Consider the following 19,082-nt stretch of genomic DNA (forward strand, 5'->3'; position numbering starts at 1 on the left):
CAAAAAAGAAGCGACGGCCTGGATGAGTGGGATGCAGCGTTTTCAACCACCCTTCAAAACATCAAGCTCAGAAGATATTTTTCTTCGCATATACGAGGCTGCAGAAAAAGGAGAATCATTATTTGTGGAAGAACAGGCCGGCGATGAAGTTAAAAAGCACTACGAATATATGGCCTCCATTCCTATTTTTAAAAAAATATTAGATCAGCTGGCAGAATCGGGGGGTTCGGTTCCTCCATATCAAATAATGCATTGTGCATTTTTCACCCAAGGCTACCTGATGTTCATTTCCCTCCAACAGGTAGTTGAAGCGTATGATATTTTCAAACGCTTCGCCAAAGTATTTGAGCAGACCTACACCCGTTTCCTCGATCTTCAAAAAGCAGAAGCTCAGGCAAGAGAAGCAAAGATTGAAGCATCTCTCGAAAAGGTGAGAACGGTTGCTCTTACCATGAAGAAGTCTGATGAAATGCTGGATATAGTTCAGGCTTTATATGAACAATTGATTGAACTTGGTTTTAGTAATATTCGAAACGCTATCATTGATATTCATAACGATAACAATGAGACCTTCCTGGATTACGATTACTCGCACGATATGGGAAGAACCGTTACTCTTATGTCATATCAGGATGATCCGATTATTGAAAAACAAGTACGTCAGATTGAGTCCAGTAGTGATGCTTTTTTTGAGTTAATTCTTGAGGGACAGGAATTACAGTATCTAATTGATATGAGATTAAGAAACGGCGAAAATGAAGATCCGCGGCTCCGGCAAATTGAACAACTAACCTATAACCTCTACTCTTTTGGAAACGGTGCAATTGGAATTTCTAATTTCGGCTTGTTGAGTGATGAACAAAAGATAGTGTTGAAACGATTTAGAAATGTATTCGCATTTGCCTACAAACGTTATACTGATATGGTTATTGCAGAAACTCAAGCGCGTGAAGTTAAAAAGCAAGCCTCGCTGGATAGAATTCGTGCAGAAATTGCATCTATGAGAACATCAGAAGACCTTAATCACATCACTCCAATTATCTGGCGTGAATTGAAAAATCTCGAAGTTCCATTTATCCGCTGCGGTGTTTTTATTGTTGATGAAGTTAAAGAATATGTCCACGTTTATTTAACAACACCTGATGGAAAATCATTAGCTGCATTAAATCTATCTTTTGATGCGAATGAACTTACAAGTAACACGGTTTATCACTGGAGGAATAAACAAGTTTTTAAAGAACACTGGACCAAAAAGGAATTTATTAATTGGACAAATTCAATGATAGAGTTGGGACAAGTTAAGAAATCTGAAACTTACCAGGGTTCATCAACTCCACCGGAAACTCTTGATTTGCACTTTATTCCATTTGCTCAGGGAATGCTTTATGTTGGTGATGTTTCTCCTCTTACAGATGATAAGCTCGGTTTGGTAAAAACTTTAGCCGAAGCATTTTCGATTGCATATTCACGATATGAAGATTTTAAAAACCTCGAAGATGCTAAAAACCGAGTTGAAGTAACTTTGACAGAATTAAAATCTGCACAGGCACAGCTTGTTCAAGCAGAAAAACTTGCAAGTCTCGGTCAGCTTACTGCAGGCATTGCGCACGAAATAAAAAATCCACTAAACTTTGTGAATAATTTTTCTGAAATAAGCAGTGAATTATTAGAAGAGATGAAAATAGAATTGCAGAATGATAATAAAGACGAAGCCATAGCTATTGCAGAAGATATAAAACATAATCTTGAAAAGATAAATCAACATGGCAGGCGCACTGATTCAATTGTAAAAGGAATGCTGCTCCATTCAAGAGGAAGTGCAGGCGAAAAATCTCTAACAAATTTAAATGATCTTCTTGACCAGTATGTGAATCTTGCTTATCATGGTTTAAGAGCACAGGATAAAGATTTTAACATCACAATCGAAAAAGATTATGATGAAACTTTAGAAAAAATAAATGTTGTTCCGCAGGATATTAGCAGAGTATTTTTAAATATAGTTAACAACGGATTTTATGCGGCGAATGAAAAGAAGAAAAAGAGTGAAAATGATTTTGCGCCAATTCTTAAAGTATCAACTAAGAATTTACCGGACAAAGTTGAAATTAGAATTCGCGATAACGGGAATGGAATTCCGCAATCAATAAAGAATAATATCTTCAATCCATTCTTTACTACAAAACCAGCCGGTGAAGGAACCGGTTTAGGTTTATCTTTAAGCTATGACATTATTACAAAAGTTCACAACGGAGAAATAATATTTGACACAAAAGAAAATGAGTTTACAGAATGCATTATCACAATACCCCGTACCTGAAGGATGTTGAGCGACATATGAATATTCGAATTGAGAAATACTTAGTAATACTGTTAGTTGCTCTTTCATTTATCAGACTTTCAGCACAAAGCCATAGTATAAGATTTAAAAATCTAGACATTGAGCAAGGACTTTCACAAAATATGATAAGGGATTTGCTTCAGGATACAAAAGGATTTATGTGGATTGGTACCTGGGATGGATTGAATAGATATGATGGTTATAATTTTAAAGTGTATAAACATATTGACGGCGACTCTGCTAGTTTAATTACTAATAAAATAGGATGCTTACTTGAAGATCATAAAGGAAGGTTGTGGATAGGAACCTTTGGCGGCGGTCTTAGTTTGTTCAACAGAGGAGAAGAATCTTTTACAAATTATGTGCATAATCCGAATGACAGCAAAAGTATTTCCGGTGATCAGATACTTTCGCTTTTTGAAGACAGCAAGCAGCGCATTTGGGTTGGAATCAGAAATGGCGGCGTAGCTTTAATTGAGGAGGAAAATTCAAAGACAGCTAATGATAATAGTTTAAAGTTCATCAATTTTTTAAATGATTCTTCTAACCCGAAAAGCATAGGCGGAACAGGAATTCTGAGCATTACAGAAGATCAATCGGGAAGTATATGGTTTGGAGCTATTGACGGAACCCTGAATAAACTGAGTGAAATCAATGGGAAATTTGAGTTTACCGAGTTCCGATCGGAATTCAATAATAATAACAACCAGCTCGAATTTGTTTTGGAAGATAATCTTCATCCCGGTTTGCTCTGGATTTCAGATTACTACAATGGAGTTATTTGGTTTGATACAAAATCCGAAAAATTTATTTTCGATTATCCTTACGCAGACCTGAATAAAAATATTCCTTTGTCGGAAGTTCAATCTATTTTTTTTGATAGCGCAGGGCAATACTGGTTGGGAACTTACGCAAAGGGTATTTACACTTTCAAGCCCGGCAAAGACGCGAAAACATCCGGGCAGTTTGAACATTTTAATTTTGATCCTTCAAATCCGCTGGGAATTGATGCACCAAATATCACTAATTTTTTTGAAGACAAATCCGGTCTTATGTGGATTGGAACCAATACTAATGGACTTTATATAAACAATACAAGCTCAAAAAAATTTATCAACTTTCATAACAATGTATTCGATAAAAATTCCTTAGTTAATGATAATGTACTTAGTGTTCTTGAAGACAATAAAGGAAATATTTGGATTGGTACTGAATTAGGGTTAGATAAATACGACCCGAATGAAAAAAAATACGCTCATTACAATAGCAGCGGAAGCAGCTCCTCAATCAGTTCAGATATTGTTTACAGTTTATATCAGGATAAAAATGAAATGATCTGGATTGGCACCGAAGCTGGACTTGATAAATTTAATCCTGCCGACAATTCAATTACTCATTACAAGCACGATCCGAAAAATATAAATAGCATTAGCAGCGGCGAGATAATAAAAATATTTTCTGATTCCAAAGGTGCGTTGTGGTTAGGAAGCTGGAACGGGGGGTTGAACAAATTAGTTACTTCTCCAAAAGATAATTCGGTCAGCTTCCTTCATTACAAGTACGATAAAAACGATCCGAACAGTATTAGTGATAACCGGATTATGAGCATCGCTGAAAGTCCCGATGGACACATTTGGATAGGAACTTCTGACGGTGGTTTAAATCAGTTGATCTATGACTATTCCATCAATACGGATGGTTCTTTAAATAAACCAAAATTTGAAAATTATAAGCATAACCCGAAAGACCCGAATAGCCTGAGCAGCAACGATATTAGAACTATTTTTATTGACAAGAATGGTACATTGTGGCTCGGTACTTTTGGAGGCGGTCTTAATAAATTCACCCCTCCCAAAATGAAAAATGACGCTGTAAAATTTATTCATTTTCGACAGGGGCAAGGTCTGGCTAATGATGTTGTCCGAGGAATTCTTCAGGACGAGAATGGCTTCCTTTGGATAGGGACATCTAACGGGCTGTCAAAATTTAATCTGCAGAACAATGCATTTCTTAATTTCGATATTTCTGATGGATTGCAAACTGTTAAATTCGAAGACGTTCACTTTAAAAGTAAACGCGAAGGTAAACTTTATTTTGGCGGAATCGGCGGGGTGGTGGCATTTAATCCGGCGGAGATCGACATTAATCGGTATAAGCCTTCAATTGTTATATCATCATTCCAGCGCTATAATGTTGATCTTAAAAAATGATAGATGAAAAAGGTATTTCTGAAAAAAAGGAAATACAGATTTCATACAGAGATAATATTCTCAGTTTTGAATTTTCAGCTTTAAATTTTCTTAATTCCTCCCGCAATAATTATTCATATAAATTAGAAGGATACAACGATAACTGGATCGAGCTTGGTACAAAGCGCGAAGTTACTTTCACAAATCTTGATCCGGGCGAATATACTTTATTTGTCAGAGGTTCAAACAACAATGGAATTTGGAACAAGGAAGGTACAGCACTAAAAATTATTATTACCCCGCCCTGGTGGCGTTCTAATTTTGCCTTTGCCGGCTATGGGTTGCTTTTAGTTATTGCAATTTTTATGGTTGACAGAATTATGCGCCGGCGGGTTGTAAAACAAGAACGGAATAAAGCTCAGCTTCGAGAAGCCGAGTTGGTAAAAAATCAAGCCGCAGAACTTGAAACAGTTGATAGATTAGTGAAAGTAATTAATCAAGCTGCAGATCTTGAAAGCTTATTCAATTCTTTGCTGACGCAGACAATGAATATCATTCCGCAGGCTGAAATGGCTGCTGTTTTTTTGCGGGATAATAAAGATGATCTTTTCAAAGTTGCATTCACTGCCGGTTATAAAATTACTGCTCTTAAAAATATTTCATTCAGCAGTGAGGAATTAAAACAACGCTATACCAGCAATTCAGAAGAAGTTGAAAAAGGTATTTACATACTTAACAGAACTTCATTTTTATACGGAGATGAAAAATTATCTCAGTTGAGTAAACCCAACTCAATGCTCGTAATGGCAGTTGAAAAGGAAAATATTACAGAAGCGTATGTTGTCTTTGATAGTTTCTCGGATAAAAATCCTTTTGATCTTTCAGCCGCAAGATTATTAAACAGATTTCGTGAACACGCTGTTTCTGCAATATCAAAAGCGCAGGCAATAAAAACTTTGCAAGAAAAAAATGAAGAAATTCTTAAAACGCAAGAACAGCTTGTAACACAGCAGAAACTTGCATCGCTTGGTGCATTAACTGCAGGCATTGCACACGAAATAAAAAATCCGCTGAACTTTGTAAATAATTTTTCCGAAGTGAGTCGTGAATTGCTTGAAGAACTTAAAACCGAATTACAGAAAAAAAACAGCGACGAAATTTTTGAACTGATTGAAGACCTAACTCAAAATCTTGAAAAAATAAATCAACATGGCAAACGTGCTGATTCAATTGTAAAAGGAATGCTGCTTCATTCAAGAGGAAGCGCGGGAGATAAGTCACTTACAAATTTAAATGAACTGCTCGATCAATATGTAAATCTTGCTTACCACGGCTTACGAGCTCAGGATAAAGAATTTAACATTACAATCGAAAAAGAATATGACTCAACAATTGGAAAGATAAATATCATTCCGCAGGATATAAGTAGAGTATTTTTAAATGTAATTAACAACGCCTGTTACGCAGCTAACGACAAGAAACGTAAAAGTGGAGCTGACTTTGCGCCTGTATTAAAAGTATCGACAAAGAATTTTAATGAAAGTGTAGAAATACGCATTCGTGATAATGGCAGCGGAATCCCGGATTCTGTAAGGAAAAATATTTTTGATCCATTCTTCACAACAAAGCCCGCAGGCGATGGAACCGGTCTTGGCTTATCAATCAGCTATGATATTATCGTTAAAGAACATAAAGGTGAATTTAAATTTGTAAGTGAAGAAGGAAAGTTCACGGAATTTATTATAACAATTCCTAAACAATAATTTTATTCAGAAATGTAAGATCATAAAAATAAATGGATACACTAAAAATTTTTAATATTAAAAATATCCAACGAGGGAAAAAATGAAACTATTAGTTGTAGATGATGAAAGCGATGTGCAATATTTATTTCAACAAAAATTCCGAAAGGAAATAAAAACAGGCGAATTGCAAATCAGTTACGCCTACAATGGGCACTCAGCACTGAAGATGCTTGAATCAATAGAAAATCTTAGCGACTATTTTATTGTAACAGATTTAAATATGCCTGAAATGACCGGGCTTGAGCTTCTGAAGGAAATCAAATCACTTTATCCTGAATTAAAAGTGGTTGTGATTACTGCATACGGCGATGAACAAAATTTTAATGCGGCAAAACAATTAGGCGCTGAGGATTACTTTACTAAACCGTTACAGTTCGATTTACTTAAAGCAAAGCTAAGTTTTACAGGCACAGATTAAAGGAAATTAAAAATGAATCAGTCAAATATTTTAGTAGTTGATGATGAACCGGATCTGCAGCAGCTTATAGTTCAAAAATTTCGTAGCAAGATTAAAGCTAAGGAATATGAATTTCAATTTGCAATGAATGGTGCAGAAGCATTAGAAAAAATTTTAAATGACGAAACAATTTGTCTAATACTAACAGATATAAATATGCCCGTAATGGATGGACTGACTCTGCTGACAAAAATAAATGAACTGAATAACAGAATGTTAAGGTCAGTTATCGTTTCTGCTTATGGTGATATGGAGAATATTAGGACCGCAATGAACAGGGGGGCGTATGATTTTATTACCAAGCCAATCAACTTAAATGATCTTGAAATAACAATTGAAAAATCATTAAAAGAAATAGAACATTATAAACAAGCTCAAATGAGCAGGGATAAATTAATTGCATTTAAGCAGGAACTTGATATTGCAACTGTTATTCAATCTTCAATCCTTCCTAAAACTTTTCCTCCCTTCCCTGACAGAAAAGAATTTGATATCTATGCTAAAATGCTTGCAGCTAAAGAAGTCGGCGGCGATCTTTATGATTTTTCCCTAATTGATAAATATAGATTAGCAATAGTAATTGGTGATGTATCCGGTAAAGGAATTGCAGCGGCATTGCTTATGGCTGTTTGTAAAACATTATTAAAAGCAACAGCATATAAAGGAATGCCAGCCGATAATATTTTAGCCGAGGTTAATAATATTCTTGTAGATGACAGCCCATCAAATATGTTTGTTACAGTATTTTATGGAGTGCTTGATACACGCAGCGGTGCTTTTGAGTATTGCAACGGCGGGCATAATCCACCTTATCTAATTTCAAAGGACGGAGTAGTTCGCCAGCTTGATAATGTTGGCGGACTTCTGTTAGGGGCGATGAAAGACGTTGAGTATCAATCAAATGTAATAATGTTGCAGCCAGGTGAAAGTCTATTTTTTTATACCGATGGCATAACCGAAGCATTCAACAAAGCGGAAGATGAGTATGATGTCAAACGACTCTCAGAATTTTTATCAAACAAAAATATATTAAGCGCAACTGAACTTGTGGAGCATGTTTTTGAAGATGTTAAAATATTTACAGAAGGTGCAGCGCAATCGGATGATATAACTTGTCTTGCATTAAAGTATTTGAGGCAATAAATTTTTTAGAAGTAAAAAACAATGAATCCCGCGAGGTGCCGAACGGGGGATTGCCTTTCCCATCCGGCACAATGATCTCGGCGGAATTCGATACCATTATACCATTAAACGGTTACCTAATCAAAACCATTTTTTTCGTATCCAAAAAATTCCCACTTTTTATTTGGTAGTAATACACTCCGCTGGAAAGTTTAGCAGAATTAAACTCAACTTCATAACTGCCGGGGCGCTGTGGTTCGTTTACAAGTGTGGCGATTTCATTTCCCAAAACATCAAACACTTTTAACGAAACCAATATGTCACCCTTCGACAAGCTCAGGGTGACAGAGGGGATGGTATATTTTATTCTAGTTGTTGGGTTAAAGGGGTTGGGGTAGTTCTGTCCAAGAGAAAATTCTGTTGGTGAATTTATTTCCACTTCAACTGTGTTTGAATATTCAAACGTTCCATCAAAATCAATTTGTTTTAATCTGTATTGATATTTTCCAGAAGAGAGATTTTCATCAGTGAATGAGTAACTCTTTGGTTCAGTAGTAGTACCAAAACCAGGAACGAAAGCAATTTGATTCCAGTCCTGATTGCCGACTGAAGACTGAGGACTGCCGACTTGTTTTCTTTCTATCTCAAACCCGCTGTTATTTGTCTCCGTAGCTGTCTGCCAGTTTAGCGAAACTGCATTTCGCTCTGCTGTTGCTGTGAAGGTTGTCAGTTCTACCGGGACTATGTCATTTGTACTAAAATTCCAATATTCGCTGCCAGAAAAACCGGAATAATTAATTCCTTCAGGCGCTTGAAATGCACCCGAATCTATTTGAACATAGATTTCTGTATTTGCCGGAAGATCTTTTATAGGATTGATAATAATGAAGGTGGTTCCCGAACCGGTTACCTCACTACTCTGGACGTCAATTTCTTCTATTACACTGTCATCACTTTTAATTTTCAAATATATTTTCCCGATGTTAACATTAATCGTGTCATCAAACAGCATTGTAAGATCAGAGTTTCGAATAATATCAATACTGTCATCGGGTGGATAATAAGAAATAATAGTTGGAGAAATATTTTTATAATATCTTATATCACTTAAATACCCCACAAAACAATCGTCATCGTTATCTCCATCAATGTCAACGAATTCTGGAGCAGTCCAATTATCGACTAAAATTTCATTCAATGGGTTTGCATTTCCTATGATATTCACAAACTTTGGAAAAAACACCGACCCTATATTTTTATAATATAAAACGCCATTGTTGTGACCGGCTCCGATAAAAGCATCGTAATCACCATCTTTATCAATATCAACAAAATCAATATTAGTATTATACTCAGTTATAAAAATATATGGATAACCCCAATCAAGATATTCGGGTTGTGCCGGAGTTCCAGTGTTTTCGTAGTATCTGACACCTGGAAATATTTCACCGCAGAAAACATCATAATCGCCATCACTATCAATATCAACAAATTCTGGGGTTGATCTTTGCAAGAAGTTCAAGTAAAAAAAAGGATTTTCATCATCATTGATAATAATAAATTCAGGGATGTTGGAATTACCAACATTCTTCAAGTATTTAATTTTATCCATTTCGTTCCCGATAAATACATCCAAATCCATATCATTATCTATATCGACAAATTCAGGATATAAGTATGAACCAAGATTGAATCCATCAAATGGATTTTCATTACCTGTTTTTTCAACGAAATTGGGTTGTGTTACACTTCCTATATTTTCAAAATATCTCAGTTGACCTTCTTTAAATCCGATTAAGGCATCTTTATCACCATCATTATCCAAATCAGCAAAAGTAATCCGGGGAGTATCTCGATCTCCTATTAGCTCAAATGGATTTTCATCACCTCTGATCAAAATATAACGTTGTGAATATGTTTGAGCTGTAATCAAACATGATAGTAATGTTAGTGAAAAACAAACCAATATTAATTTGTAAATGCACTGCGGCATCCTTACCTCCAGTTTAATTTTAGAATCAATTGAAGTTTTGTCACCTACCAAGTAAGTACTTCCTTAATTTTTGAAATATTTAAAAACACTTATAAAAATCTCTCCATAAATTGTTATGACTGAAAATTAGTACAAAAGTTAAATGTTATCTCATTTATAATTTATAAACAGAAAGTGAAGTAATGATAAATATCTAACGTGTTTCCAAAAATATAATAAATAAATTAAAAGATACAATCAAGAACAATGTTTTCTAATTGGTAGATCAAAAAAGGGGGAGAGTTGTTTCTATGTCCCTAAGAAAATAAGAATAGAAATGAATACAGTTATTTCAAAAGGGTTCCCACAGGATTCTCTGTTAAAATGATACCGTCACTTTAATAGCAACATCTTTCTGACTTGAGTTAATGAACCTGCTTCAAGTTTGTAAATGAACATTCCGCTGTTTAATTCTTTTGCATCAAAATTTATTTTGTGTGTGCCGGCTTCCTTAACCCCATTTACAAGTGCTCTTACTTCCTGTCCAAGCAGATTATAAACTTTCAATCTTACATTCGATGACTGCGGAATAGTAAATTCAATTGTTGTAATTGGATTAAATGGATTGGGATAATTCTGTTCGAGTGAAAACTCTCCCGGAATGATTGTCTCACCAGTCGAAATATCAGTCAATGAGTTATTTAATAGCCAGGGCTGAGCTGTCTTTTCACCTAATAAGAAATTTAGTACAAGCATAGCAGCTTTCTCCTGTCCGACAGGATCGGAAAGGTGTACTCCATCTTTATAATCTTCAGGGCATATCCAGGTAAGCCCGTCGCTTCGGGGAGTGGCACCATCAGCCCATAAGTAGGTTCCCCATAAAAGCCAGGGACTTCTTGGATCGGGTTCAGAATATACAAGTGCAGTATCGCCGGAAATTTGATCATCAATAAGATGCTTAACAGCCCAGCCCTGATAGTAAGCAAAAGGTTCGGGAGTTTTCTCGGTTATATTATATCCACCGTAAACTCTGCTTGCCAAATAACAGAGCCGTGCATTTGGAAACTTTGCTGTAATAATATGAATTGCAATTTTAAATTCATCTTTCAGGTAATCTACATAGGCTTGAAAGGATGTATCCGGAGCGTTTTTTATTGGATAAGCCTCCGTTTCTTTTAACCAAATCACTTGAACCTGGCTGCTCGTTAATCCATGTGATATTAAATCCTCATTTAAGTTGAACCAATACGTCGTATCCAGGTTTACTATTTCATTTAAGACCCAGCCCGGCTGAGCGCCGTTTATTACTTTAAGATAATGATTCTTGTTCTTTAAAGTATCAATAAACACCTTGAGCTTGGAAAATTCCTGCTTGGTATTTGACATTCCAATAGATAGAAATACAATCTCACCATTTATACTATCCGGCTGTCCAGCTACATCAAGCGGAACGATATGGTTTGCAATATCAATTCCGGAATTGTAATGATCAATCGGTGGTATATTTTGCCCTTCGGGGTAAAGCCCCCCCTGCAATCCTCTCCAAGTTCCAGGACCTAAGTCATTAATTGGAGGAAAACCAACAAAGCTTTGACTGCAATTCTGCGCATTTGATCTTGGAACAAGTACAAAGAAATTTAGTACTAGGATAATAACCAGAGTTTCAGAAAATAGATTTTTCATCAAAAAAAATAATATTAACCATAGAAAAGATACGAACAAATATATTCCCATTTATTTTAACCAGATAATCCAAAATATTGGGATAGAACGATACTGAAAGTGCCGGGATTAAATTTTATCCATAAACCACCCCACCCTCATGAATGGTTGTTAATAATTTTATTAAAATAATTTGCTTTTTATTTCCCTCCACCATTGTTGAGGTAAATGTATAAGCTTGGTCATGGCAGCATCAGGAATTCTAAAAATTGGGTCTGTTCATAAAAATATCCACTCATTTGTATTGAAATCTTTCTGATATAAACTCAATTCTAAGTAAAATTTACTTACATCCTTTCTAATGGGCAATTATTTCATGTAAATATCATCAATAAGTTGAAAAATCGTCAAAATTCGCACATAAGATGGTATCTTACGTACCGCAGATGACATCTTACGTACCCCAGATGACATCTTACGTACCCCAGATAACATCTTACGTACCCCAGATAACATCTTACGTACCCCAGATAACATCTTACGTACCCTAGATAACATCTTACGTACCCCAGATGACATCTTACGTACCGCAGATGACATCTTCCATACCCCAGATGACATCTTACGTACCCCAGATGACATCTTCCATACCGCAGATGGTATCTTCCGTATCCCAGATGGTATCTTCCGTATCTCAGATGACATCATACGAAAATTTTTTTCGTTATAATATACCTGCTTCTTTATCATTTACTAATTTTTATGGAATTTGAATAAATATTTTAATTAGCAGCGCGGAACTGGAACGAAATTTACATTCCTTGCAAAAGTTATTCAGATATCTCACATTGATGATCGTCCAAATTTAACTGCAATGCCGGGGCAACGAGACTATTTAGCTGATTAATTTATAGGCAATGCTTCGGTAGGTTGAGAATCGGATGCGGTTTCAATTGTTGTCTGAAAGAAAAAAATTTCCTAACAAAAAAGCCCCGCCAACAAAGCGGGACTTTTTATATAGAAACTACACTACGGGAAAAATGATTTAATCAACAGCATTTTGTGTGTGGATGTAAAACTGCCGGCTTGAAGTTTATAAATATAAACGCCGCTGCTAAGTTCACTTCCATCAAAAGTAACATTATAAATTCCTTCAGTCTGTTCGCTGTTAACAAGTTCTGCCACCTCCTTACCTAAAATATTAAATACCTTAAGACTTACAAACTCCTTTGAAGGGATCGAATATTTTATATTAGTGGATGGGTTAAACGGATTAGGATAATTCTGTAATAATTCAAAGTTAATATCCTCCGTAAAATCTTCAGCCGAAGTTGTGGATTGTTCACCCCATGCTTCAATTTCCCAAATGCCGGCTTCAGTAGATAAATCAGCATCGTGAAATACAACTTTAATAAATCTCGATGACACATTATCAAGGGAAATGTTTGTCCATTCATCAATTGAAGACTGATCGGAAGAAACTATTTCCTGCCATGAGGTAGAATCTTCGGAAACGAAAAGCGAATAATCATAGATACAGTTCTCATCCCATTTGTAAAATTCAATTCTGATCAGACTGATTAACTCTACTGATCCAAAATCAAAAAGAATCCATTCATTAAGTGAACTGCCGGTCCATCGGGAATCGGGGTTGCCAGAGAGATAACCAAATCCGTCAAGAGATTTTTCAGGTGAGTGATCTGGTTCCTGAAAAGTTGAGGCGGTTACTTCACTGATTTCCAGCTTCTCCAAATTTTCGGGAACAAGCTGAAGATCGTAGGAAGTGAAATTATTTAGTTGTGAAACAGAATTTCCAAATAGATCTGTCACACCGTTAACGGTTAATGTATAAGTTTTATTAGTTGAATGCGGGGAGGTTGTTAGTTTTACTTTTTTACCGCTGGGAAGCAGCCATGCAGAAGTAACAGTAATTCCATTATTAATAGAATAATTAGAAATATCTTCTGCAGTTATCTCATCGACTTTTTCAGAGAAAGCCATCACAAGAGTTGTGGCATCGTGTAAAAAAGCTCTTAAGACTTCAGGTTGAATATTATCATAAAATTCACAAGCTCCGAGATCAAAGCTTAGACCCTGAGGTCTCAATGTTCCGTCGTAATCCATATTAGCAGGAGAAGAAAGTATTTTCCCAATATCTATGGCGGGAGAATTATACATTAATTCAAAATTCATATTTGCAACATCAGTCAACAACGGATCTGCGGAGATTGAATTTATATCAAACCCGGTTGCGTCTTTCCATTCCTGAAGATTATCATAATCTCCAAAACTTGTTGAAAACATCAGCGATGATTCAGGATAAAACAAGTTGTTATTAGATTCAATAATAGTTGAGCCGCTTGCTAATAGAACCGCGATATTAAACTGATAGAAAAGATTGTTTTTACAAATCACTGTAATTGGAAAATCATTAACACCTTGAAAATCTAATGCCTTTACAGATGCATTGACAACTGTGTTATTATAAATTTCAGCACTTGCGCCAGTGTTTTCATTATTTGAGACTGAGATACCTTTTTCACAATTGTAAATAATATTAGCATAAGCGATATTATTCAAGCCGGAAAACTGAATACCCATCCCGCCCGATTCGTCATAAGTCCACGAATCCTGAAAATAATTAAATCTAACAATTCCACCTTGACCGCCAACCCTTGCACCCCATCCTCCGCCGATGCAAATATTTTTTTCAAAAATGCCTGCATTATCAAGTCCGGTAGAGTTCGACGTAAAAATCCCCTTGATGTGATTATTGCTCGTGAAATAATTATCGTGAACCCAATAATCTCCCGAACCTTCAGTTAATTGAATTCCATCACCGATTGGACCCAGACCATTGTTGGTAATATTATTAAAGGCAATTTCGAAGTTGATGCCAAATCCGTTGATGCCATCGTTAAAATTCGAATCAATAGTTGAGTTCAAGATCTTCCAGTCGGATCCAGTAATTATTATACCGCGACTGTGATCTTTATCGCCAATATTATGGACATAAACATCATCTATGGTTAAGTCAATCACATCATATTGAGAATTCAAGTGAGCGTATATTCCATAGTGCTCAAAATATTTTATTTCAATATTTTTAATTATGTAATGAGCACACTTCAGATTTATCCCAACGTCAAGTACAGCGCCAGTTCCATCAAATACCGGCTTATCACCGCTGCCGTATGACCCTAAAACAATCGGATCAAGGGGAGTTCCATACGGTGCACTCAGTATTAGTCCCTCACCTACCCATGTATCGCCGCGTTTGAATAGAATTGAGTCCCCCGGATTTATTCTATCGTGAGCAGATAACCACGTGACATGGGTTAATGTTTTGTAAGGGTGGGTAAGACTTCCATCGTTTGAATCGGAACCGGACGAAGAAGAAACATAATGAGTAGCTGATTTTATTGGATACAAAGCTACAAGAAGCACAGTAAGAAAAACATAAATATTTAGCATAGTGTATCCTTAGTTTTTTATAAAAAGGACTTAGTCATTTCTCCACTTGGAGAAAGAAAAGTAGTTCGGTTAAACCACAAAAATCATGCAAAAAATATTGTTTGTTTTTCTTCCTTTTTTCTTAAGTAAGAAAAATTTTTTAGTAATATCTACAGGTAGAGATTTTTTTTACCTGTCATAAAGACCGGAATTAAATTGGAAAAGAAAATTGAGTTTTAGTTCATTCATAAAACTCAGAAGAGAAACAATATATTCAAAAATAAAAACCCCCAGACTTTATTCAGCACTGAGGGTTATTAGTTCAATTATATTTAAGAATTTATTTTCTACATCACCAGAGCCATAATTGCTTTCTGTACGTGGAGGCGGTTTTCTGCCTCATCAAATATTACTGAGTTTTTAGAATCAGCTACTTCGTCCACTACCTCATCTCCGCGATGTGCAGGCAGGCAGTGCATAAACAGATAATCATCTTTTGCATTTTTTACAAGCTTTGGATTGACTTGAAATTTTGCAAATTTCTTTTTTCTATCTGCGGCTTCAGATTCCTGCCCCATGCTTGCCCAAACATCTGTGTAAACAACGTCAGCATTTTTAACAGCCTGAACCGGGTCTTCAAGTATCTCGACTTTTGAACCCATGTATTTTGCAAATATCCTGGCATTCTCAACAATATCTTTATCCGGTTTGTATCCTGAGGGTGATGCAATTGAAATGTTCATTCCAACTTTTGAACAGCCGTTTAAAAGGCTGTGAGCCATGTTGTTCCCGTCACCAATATAAGCAAGTTTTAATCCTTCAAGTTTTCTTTTCTTTTCGAAAATGGTGAAAATATCTGTCAGCACCTGGCAGGGGTGCAGCAAATCTGTAAGTCCGTTTATGACAGGAATTGAGGCATACTTTGCAAGTTCGGTAACATCTGAATGTGCGAAAGTTCGTATCATAATTCCACTGAGATACCTAGATAAAACTTTTGCACTGTCGGAAATGCTTTCACTTGTTCCAAGCTGCAAATCGTTTGGACCAAAATACATTCCGATTCCGCCAAGCTGATAAATTCCAGTTTCAAAAGATACTCTGGTTCGTGTTGATCTTTTTGTGAATATCATACCAAGAGTTTTACCATCGAGCAGTTTGTGCAATTCGCCGGTAAACAATTTTTGTTTTAATGTTTTTGCCACATCAAATATCTCATAGATTTCTTCGAGAGTAAGATCAGCAATCGAAATTAAATCTTTACCTTTCATATTAACAGCCATGTTTTTCTCCTTATAGTTTTTAGAATAAAATAAATTTTAGTTAATCATTTAATTATAATTGTCCTATAATTCTTGTCCCTGAATTTTTTTGAGCAAGTTGAGATGCTTCCGTAATGACAGCTTCCCTGCCCCCATTTTTCACAAAGCTGACTGAAGCAAGGATTTTGGGTCCCATACTTCCCGCAGCAAATTCGCCATGCTTATAATATTCCTCAGCCTGTTCAACACTAATAACATCGAGGGCTTGTTGATTAGGTTTATTAAAATTGATACAAACTTTAGGCACATCGGTGAGAATAAAAAACTCATCGGCTTTAATCTCGTTGGCAAGCAGCGCTGAAGCAGAGTCTTTATCAATCACGGCTTCAATACCAAGCAGGTTTTTATCTTGATCTACGTAAACGGGAACTCCGCCTCCGCCAGCAGCAATTACAATATTTCCTTTGGAAGCTAATTCTTTTATTATCTTTTTATTCATAATATCAAGCGGTTTTGGTGAAGGGACAACACGCCTCCACCCACGTTTGCGCGGATCTTCTTTAAAAACAAAAGAGGGATTATTTTTTGTTAAAAGTTCAGCTTCTTCTTTCAAATAAAATGCCCCAACAGGTTTTGTTGGATTTTGGAAAGCGGAATCTTTAATATCAACCACTACTTGTGTAACAATTGTAACAACGTTTCTTTTAATTTTAAAATGAGTGAGGACATTTTTCATTTGTCGTTCAATCATATACCCTATTCCGCCTTGTGAATCAGCCACACAAATATCTAAAGGCATTTTAGGAATTTTATAGGTATTAAATCCAGCTTCGTTGCGAAGCATTATGTTTCCAACCTGCGGTCCGTTACCGTGTGTGATGACGAGATTAAAATCTTCTTTCAACAGGTTAACAAGATTGACGCACGAGTCATAAGTGTTTTTTTCCTGCTGCTGAATTGTTCCAATTTCATTGCCTCTTAAAAGAGCATTTCCGCCAAATGCAACTACGGCTAATTTTTTCATAAAGTTTTTTTCGAGTGAGTTTTTAAGAAGGATTTTTTATTACCAATATCTTTAATAACGATTGAAACTGATCAAACCAGCTTATCTATCGAAATGATTCTTTTGTATTTTTTGAGAGGCCGATTATTTAATTTTAAATCATTCTTATTTTATGATTGAAAATTAAGAAGCATCAGCTTCAAAAAAAATTTATTTAACCTATGGAAAAAAAGAAAATAGACTCTGAAGAATTTTTAAAACCCGATAATATGATCAGGCTTTATGCAAGTGGTGCATTTCCGATGGCTGATGAAAAAACAACCGCAATAAATTGGTATCTGCCGGAAGAAAGAACGATAATTCCGCTTAACAATTTCAATATTCCAAGGTCAGCCAAAAAAGAAATTGCAAAATTTAATTTTGAAATTAAGTTTGATACGGATTTCAAATCTGTCGTTCTCGGCTGCGCTGATAGACCCTCTACGTGGATATCCAACAAATTGATTGATGCGTATTTGCGTCTTCATAGGCGGGGTTATATTCACACAGTTGAAACATGGAAAGATGGAAAGCTTGTCGGAGGTTTGTACGGTGTAACTTTCCGCGGAGCTTTTTTCGGCGAATCAATGTTCTCCAGAGTTTCGCAGGCTTCAAAAGCAGCACTGACAGCCCTCATCCAGCATCTGAATGAGAGAGGTTATTTGCTTCTCGATGTTCAGTACATGACCGAACATCTGGCAATGTTTGGTGCAGTTGAAATTACTTTTGAAGAATACAGTCAGTTATTGATTGAATCCTACTCGCTTGCCTGCGAATTCTGAAAATTGCTGAGCTCATATTTATTCTATTCAGTGAAATAAAAATTACAGTCGCCATTTAACTCTTTGCCAAAATGCTTTTCAAACATTGCTTTATATTTTTCTTTTAGATTATCTGGAATGACTTTTCCGTTTAGTTTAAGCTCATTGGAATCGAAGTCAATAGTAATCTCCTCATCTGCATTTTTCAATATTCCATCCTTGATCATCTCGCTTTTCACTTCACCAATAAAATCATTCAGTTTTTTTAGTTCTAAATTCAATTCCTTCATATCAAAGTCAAGCTTATCCATTTCATCGTCAAGATTTTCCGCCAGCTCGGACATGAGTGTTTCTAAATTATCTTCATCAAAATCAATATTTATTTCAGGGATTTCGATCTTAATATTTTGAAGATTACTATCAAGCTCTTCCATTTGAATCTGAAATTCTTCATCATTAAAATTGAATTTGAAGTCAGGAAAATTCATATCCTTTATTTTCTCCTTTAGTTTTTCCATCCCTGCTTGAAATTCTTTGTTGTTAAAATTAAAATGAAAATTTTTTGCCAGCGAATCATCTGAAAAATGTTTCATATTAATTTTAAACTTATCAAAATCAAATTTGGGATGAACATCATACCAGGTAAAGAAACCGGGCTTGCTTTGTAATTCCTGGAGATAAATATTTTTTTCGTCTTCCGAAAGTTCCTTACCATTCTTTTTGACTGATAAAACTTTATCGCCCTGCATTTTAATTACCGTTTCACCCTCATCATTTTGAATAGTGATTTTCTCAACATTATCTTCAGTTGATGAAGAAAGACTTTCATCAGAAGCAGAACAAGCTGAAAAAACAAAGCACATACTAACGAATATTAAAGCGGTCATATTCATTTGCAGGCTATTAGTAAATATTTTTTCCATTTTAGAACTCCTTTTGTTTTTAACAGTTAAGACGCCGCTTGAAACAGATAGTTTTATTATATCCGGAATATTTGGTTAAGCGGTTTTTATGAAAGATAG

At 35.7% G+C, this 19,082-nt stretch carries 12 protein-coding genes; 6 read left to right on the plus strand and 6 right to left on the minus strand.

Annotated elements, in window-relative coordinates; translation table 11 throughout:
* Positions 1–451 precede the first annotated feature (451 nt).
* From IPH11_13385 to IPH11_13405, 5 genes are all read left to right on the plus strand, one after another.
* The gene (locus tag IPH11_13385; GenBank protein MBK6914584.1) at positions 452–2,317 is read left to right on the plus strand and encodes a hypothetical protein; all 1,866 of its coding nucleotides are present in this window, start codon (positions 452–454) and stop codon (positions 2,315–2,317) included.
* Positions 2,318–2,334: 17 nt separating this feature from the next.
* Positions 2,335–4,548 (plus strand): hypothetical protein, encoded by a 2,214-nt coding sequence (locus IPH11_13390; GenBank protein MBK6914585.1) that lies wholly within the window; start codon positions 2,335–2,337, stop codon positions 4,546–4,548.
* Entirely contained in the window at positions 4,545–6,290 is a 1,746-nt protein-coding gene (locus IPH11_13395; protein MBK6914586.1) for a GHKL domain-containing protein, read from the plus strand. The genes IPH11_13390 and IPH11_13395 overlap by 4 nt, the downstream gene beginning before the upstream one ends.
* A gap of 82 nt (positions 6,291–6,372) precedes the next feature.
* Entirely contained in the window at positions 6,373–6,750 is a 378-nt protein-coding gene (locus tag IPH11_13400; GenBank protein MBK6914587.1) for a response regulator, read from the plus strand.
* 12 nt (positions 6,751–6,762) lie between these two features.
* Positions 6,763–7,932 (plus strand): SpoIIE family protein phosphatase, encoded by a 1,170-nt coding sequence (locus IPH11_13405; GenBank protein ID MBK6914588.1) that lies wholly within the window; start codon positions 6,763–6,765, stop codon positions 7,930–7,932.
* A 112-nt stretch (positions 7,933–8,044) separates the two neighbouring features.
* Here the strand turns inward: IPH11_13405 and IPH11_13410 are convergent, their stop codons facing one another.
* From IPH11_13410 to arcC, 5 genes are all read right to left on the minus strand, one after another.
* On the minus strand, positions 8,045–9,904 hold the full coding sequence (locus IPH11_13410) for a VCBS repeat-containing protein (GenBank protein MBK6914589.1): 1,860 nt from the start codon (positions 9,902–9,904) through the stop codon (positions 8,045–8,047).
* 372 nt (positions 9,905–10,276) lie between these two features.
* Complete coding sequence (locus IPH11_13415; protein MBK6914590.1) at positions 10,277–11,617, minus strand: T9SS type A sorting domain-containing protein; 1,341 nt, start codon at positions 11,615–11,617, stop codon at positions 10,277–10,279.
* Between the two features lie 957 nt (positions 11,618–12,574).
* Positions 12,575–15,019: a discoidin domain-containing protein gene (locus tag IPH11_13420; protein ID MBK6914591.1), complete on the minus strand. Its 2,445-nt coding sequence runs from the start codon at positions 15,017–15,019 to the stop codon at positions 12,575–12,577.
* Positions 15,020–15,345: 326 nt separating this feature from the next.
* Positions 15,346–16,278 carry an ornithine carbamoyltransferase gene (gene argF, locus IPH11_13425; GenBank protein ID MBK6914592.1) on the minus strand — a complete coding sequence of 311 codons (933 nt, stop codon included), beginning with the start codon at positions 16,276–16,278 and terminating at the stop codon, positions 15,346–15,348.
* Between the two features lie 52 nt (positions 16,279–16,330).
* Entirely contained in the window at positions 16,331–17,281 is a 951-nt protein-coding gene (gene arcC / locus IPH11_13430; GenBank protein MBK6914593.1) for a carbamate kinase, read from the minus strand.
* A gap of 200 nt (positions 17,282–17,481) precedes the next feature.
* Between arcC and IPH11_13435 the strand changes: the two genes are divergently transcribed.
* Positions 17,482–18,081, plus strand: a complete 600-nt coding sequence (locus tag IPH11_13435) for a leucyl/phenylalanyl-tRNA--protein transferase (protein ID MBK6914594.1) — start codon at positions 17,482–17,484, stop codon at positions 18,079–18,081.
* Between the two features lie 23 nt (positions 18,082–18,104).
* Here IPH11_13435 and IPH11_13440 read toward each other — a convergent pair whose 3' ends face one another.
* Positions 18,105–18,983 carry a hypothetical protein gene (locus IPH11_13440; GenBank protein MBK6914595.1) on the minus strand — a complete coding sequence of 293 codons (879 nt, stop codon included), beginning with the start codon at positions 18,981–18,983 and terminating at the stop codon, positions 18,105–18,107.
* Positions 18,984–19,082: the final 99 nt, after the last annotated feature.

It is taken from the genome of Ignavibacteriales bacterium (assembly GCA_016709155.1).
Classification (GTDB): domain Bacteria; phylum Bacteroidota; class Ignavibacteria; order Ignavibacteriales; family Ignavibacteriaceae; genus JADJEI01.

What these genes read in the sequence shown, in the direction of transcription:
- IPH11_13385 (MBK6914584.1), top strand. Translation starts at nt 452, where the DNA reads ATGAAGAAGTCTGATGAAATGCTGGATATAGTTCAGGCTTTATATGAA.
- IPH11_13390 (MBK6914585.1), top strand. Translation starts at nt 2,335, where the DNA reads ATGAATATTCGAATTGAGAAATACTTAGTAATACTGTTAGTTGCTCTT.
- IPH11_13395 (MBK6914586.1), top strand. Translation starts at nt 4,545, where the DNA reads ATGATAGATGAAAAAGGTATTTCTGAAAAAAAGGAAATACAGATTTCA.
- IPH11_13400 (MBK6914587.1), top strand. Translation starts at nt 6,373, where the DNA reads ATGAAACTATTAGTTGTAGATGATGAAAGCGATGTGCAATATTTATTT.
- IPH11_13405 (MBK6914588.1), top strand. Translation starts at nt 6,763, where the DNA reads ATGAATCAGTCAAATATTTTAGTAGTTGATGATGAACCGGATCTGCAG.
- IPH11_13410 (MBK6914589.1), bottom strand. Translation starts at nt 9,904, where the DNA reads ATGCCGCAGTGCATTTACAAATTAATATTGGTTTGTTTTTCACTAACA.
- IPH11_13415 (MBK6914590.1), bottom strand. Translation starts at nt 11,617, where the DNA reads ATGGGAATATATTTGTTCGTATCTTTTCTATGGTTAATATTATTTTTT.
- IPH11_13420 (MBK6914591.1), bottom strand. Translation starts at nt 15,019, where the DNA reads ATGCTAAATATTTATGTTTTTCTTACTGTGCTTCTTGTAGCTTTGTAT.
- argF (MBK6914592.1), bottom strand. Translation starts at nt 16,278, where the DNA reads ATGGCTGTTAATATGAAAGGTAAAGATTTAATTTCGATTGCTGATCTT.
- arcC (MBK6914593.1), bottom strand. Translation starts at nt 17,281, where the DNA reads ATGAAAAAATTAGCCGTAGTTGCATTTGGCGGAAATGCTCTTTTAAGA.
- IPH11_13435 (MBK6914594.1), top strand. Translation starts at nt 17,482, where the DNA reads ATGGAAAAAAAGAAAATAGACTCTGAAGAATTTTTAAAACCCGATAAT.
- IPH11_13440 (MBK6914595.1), bottom strand. Translation starts at nt 18,983, where the DNA reads ATGGAAAAAATATTTACTAATAGCCTGCAAATGAATATGACCGCTTTA.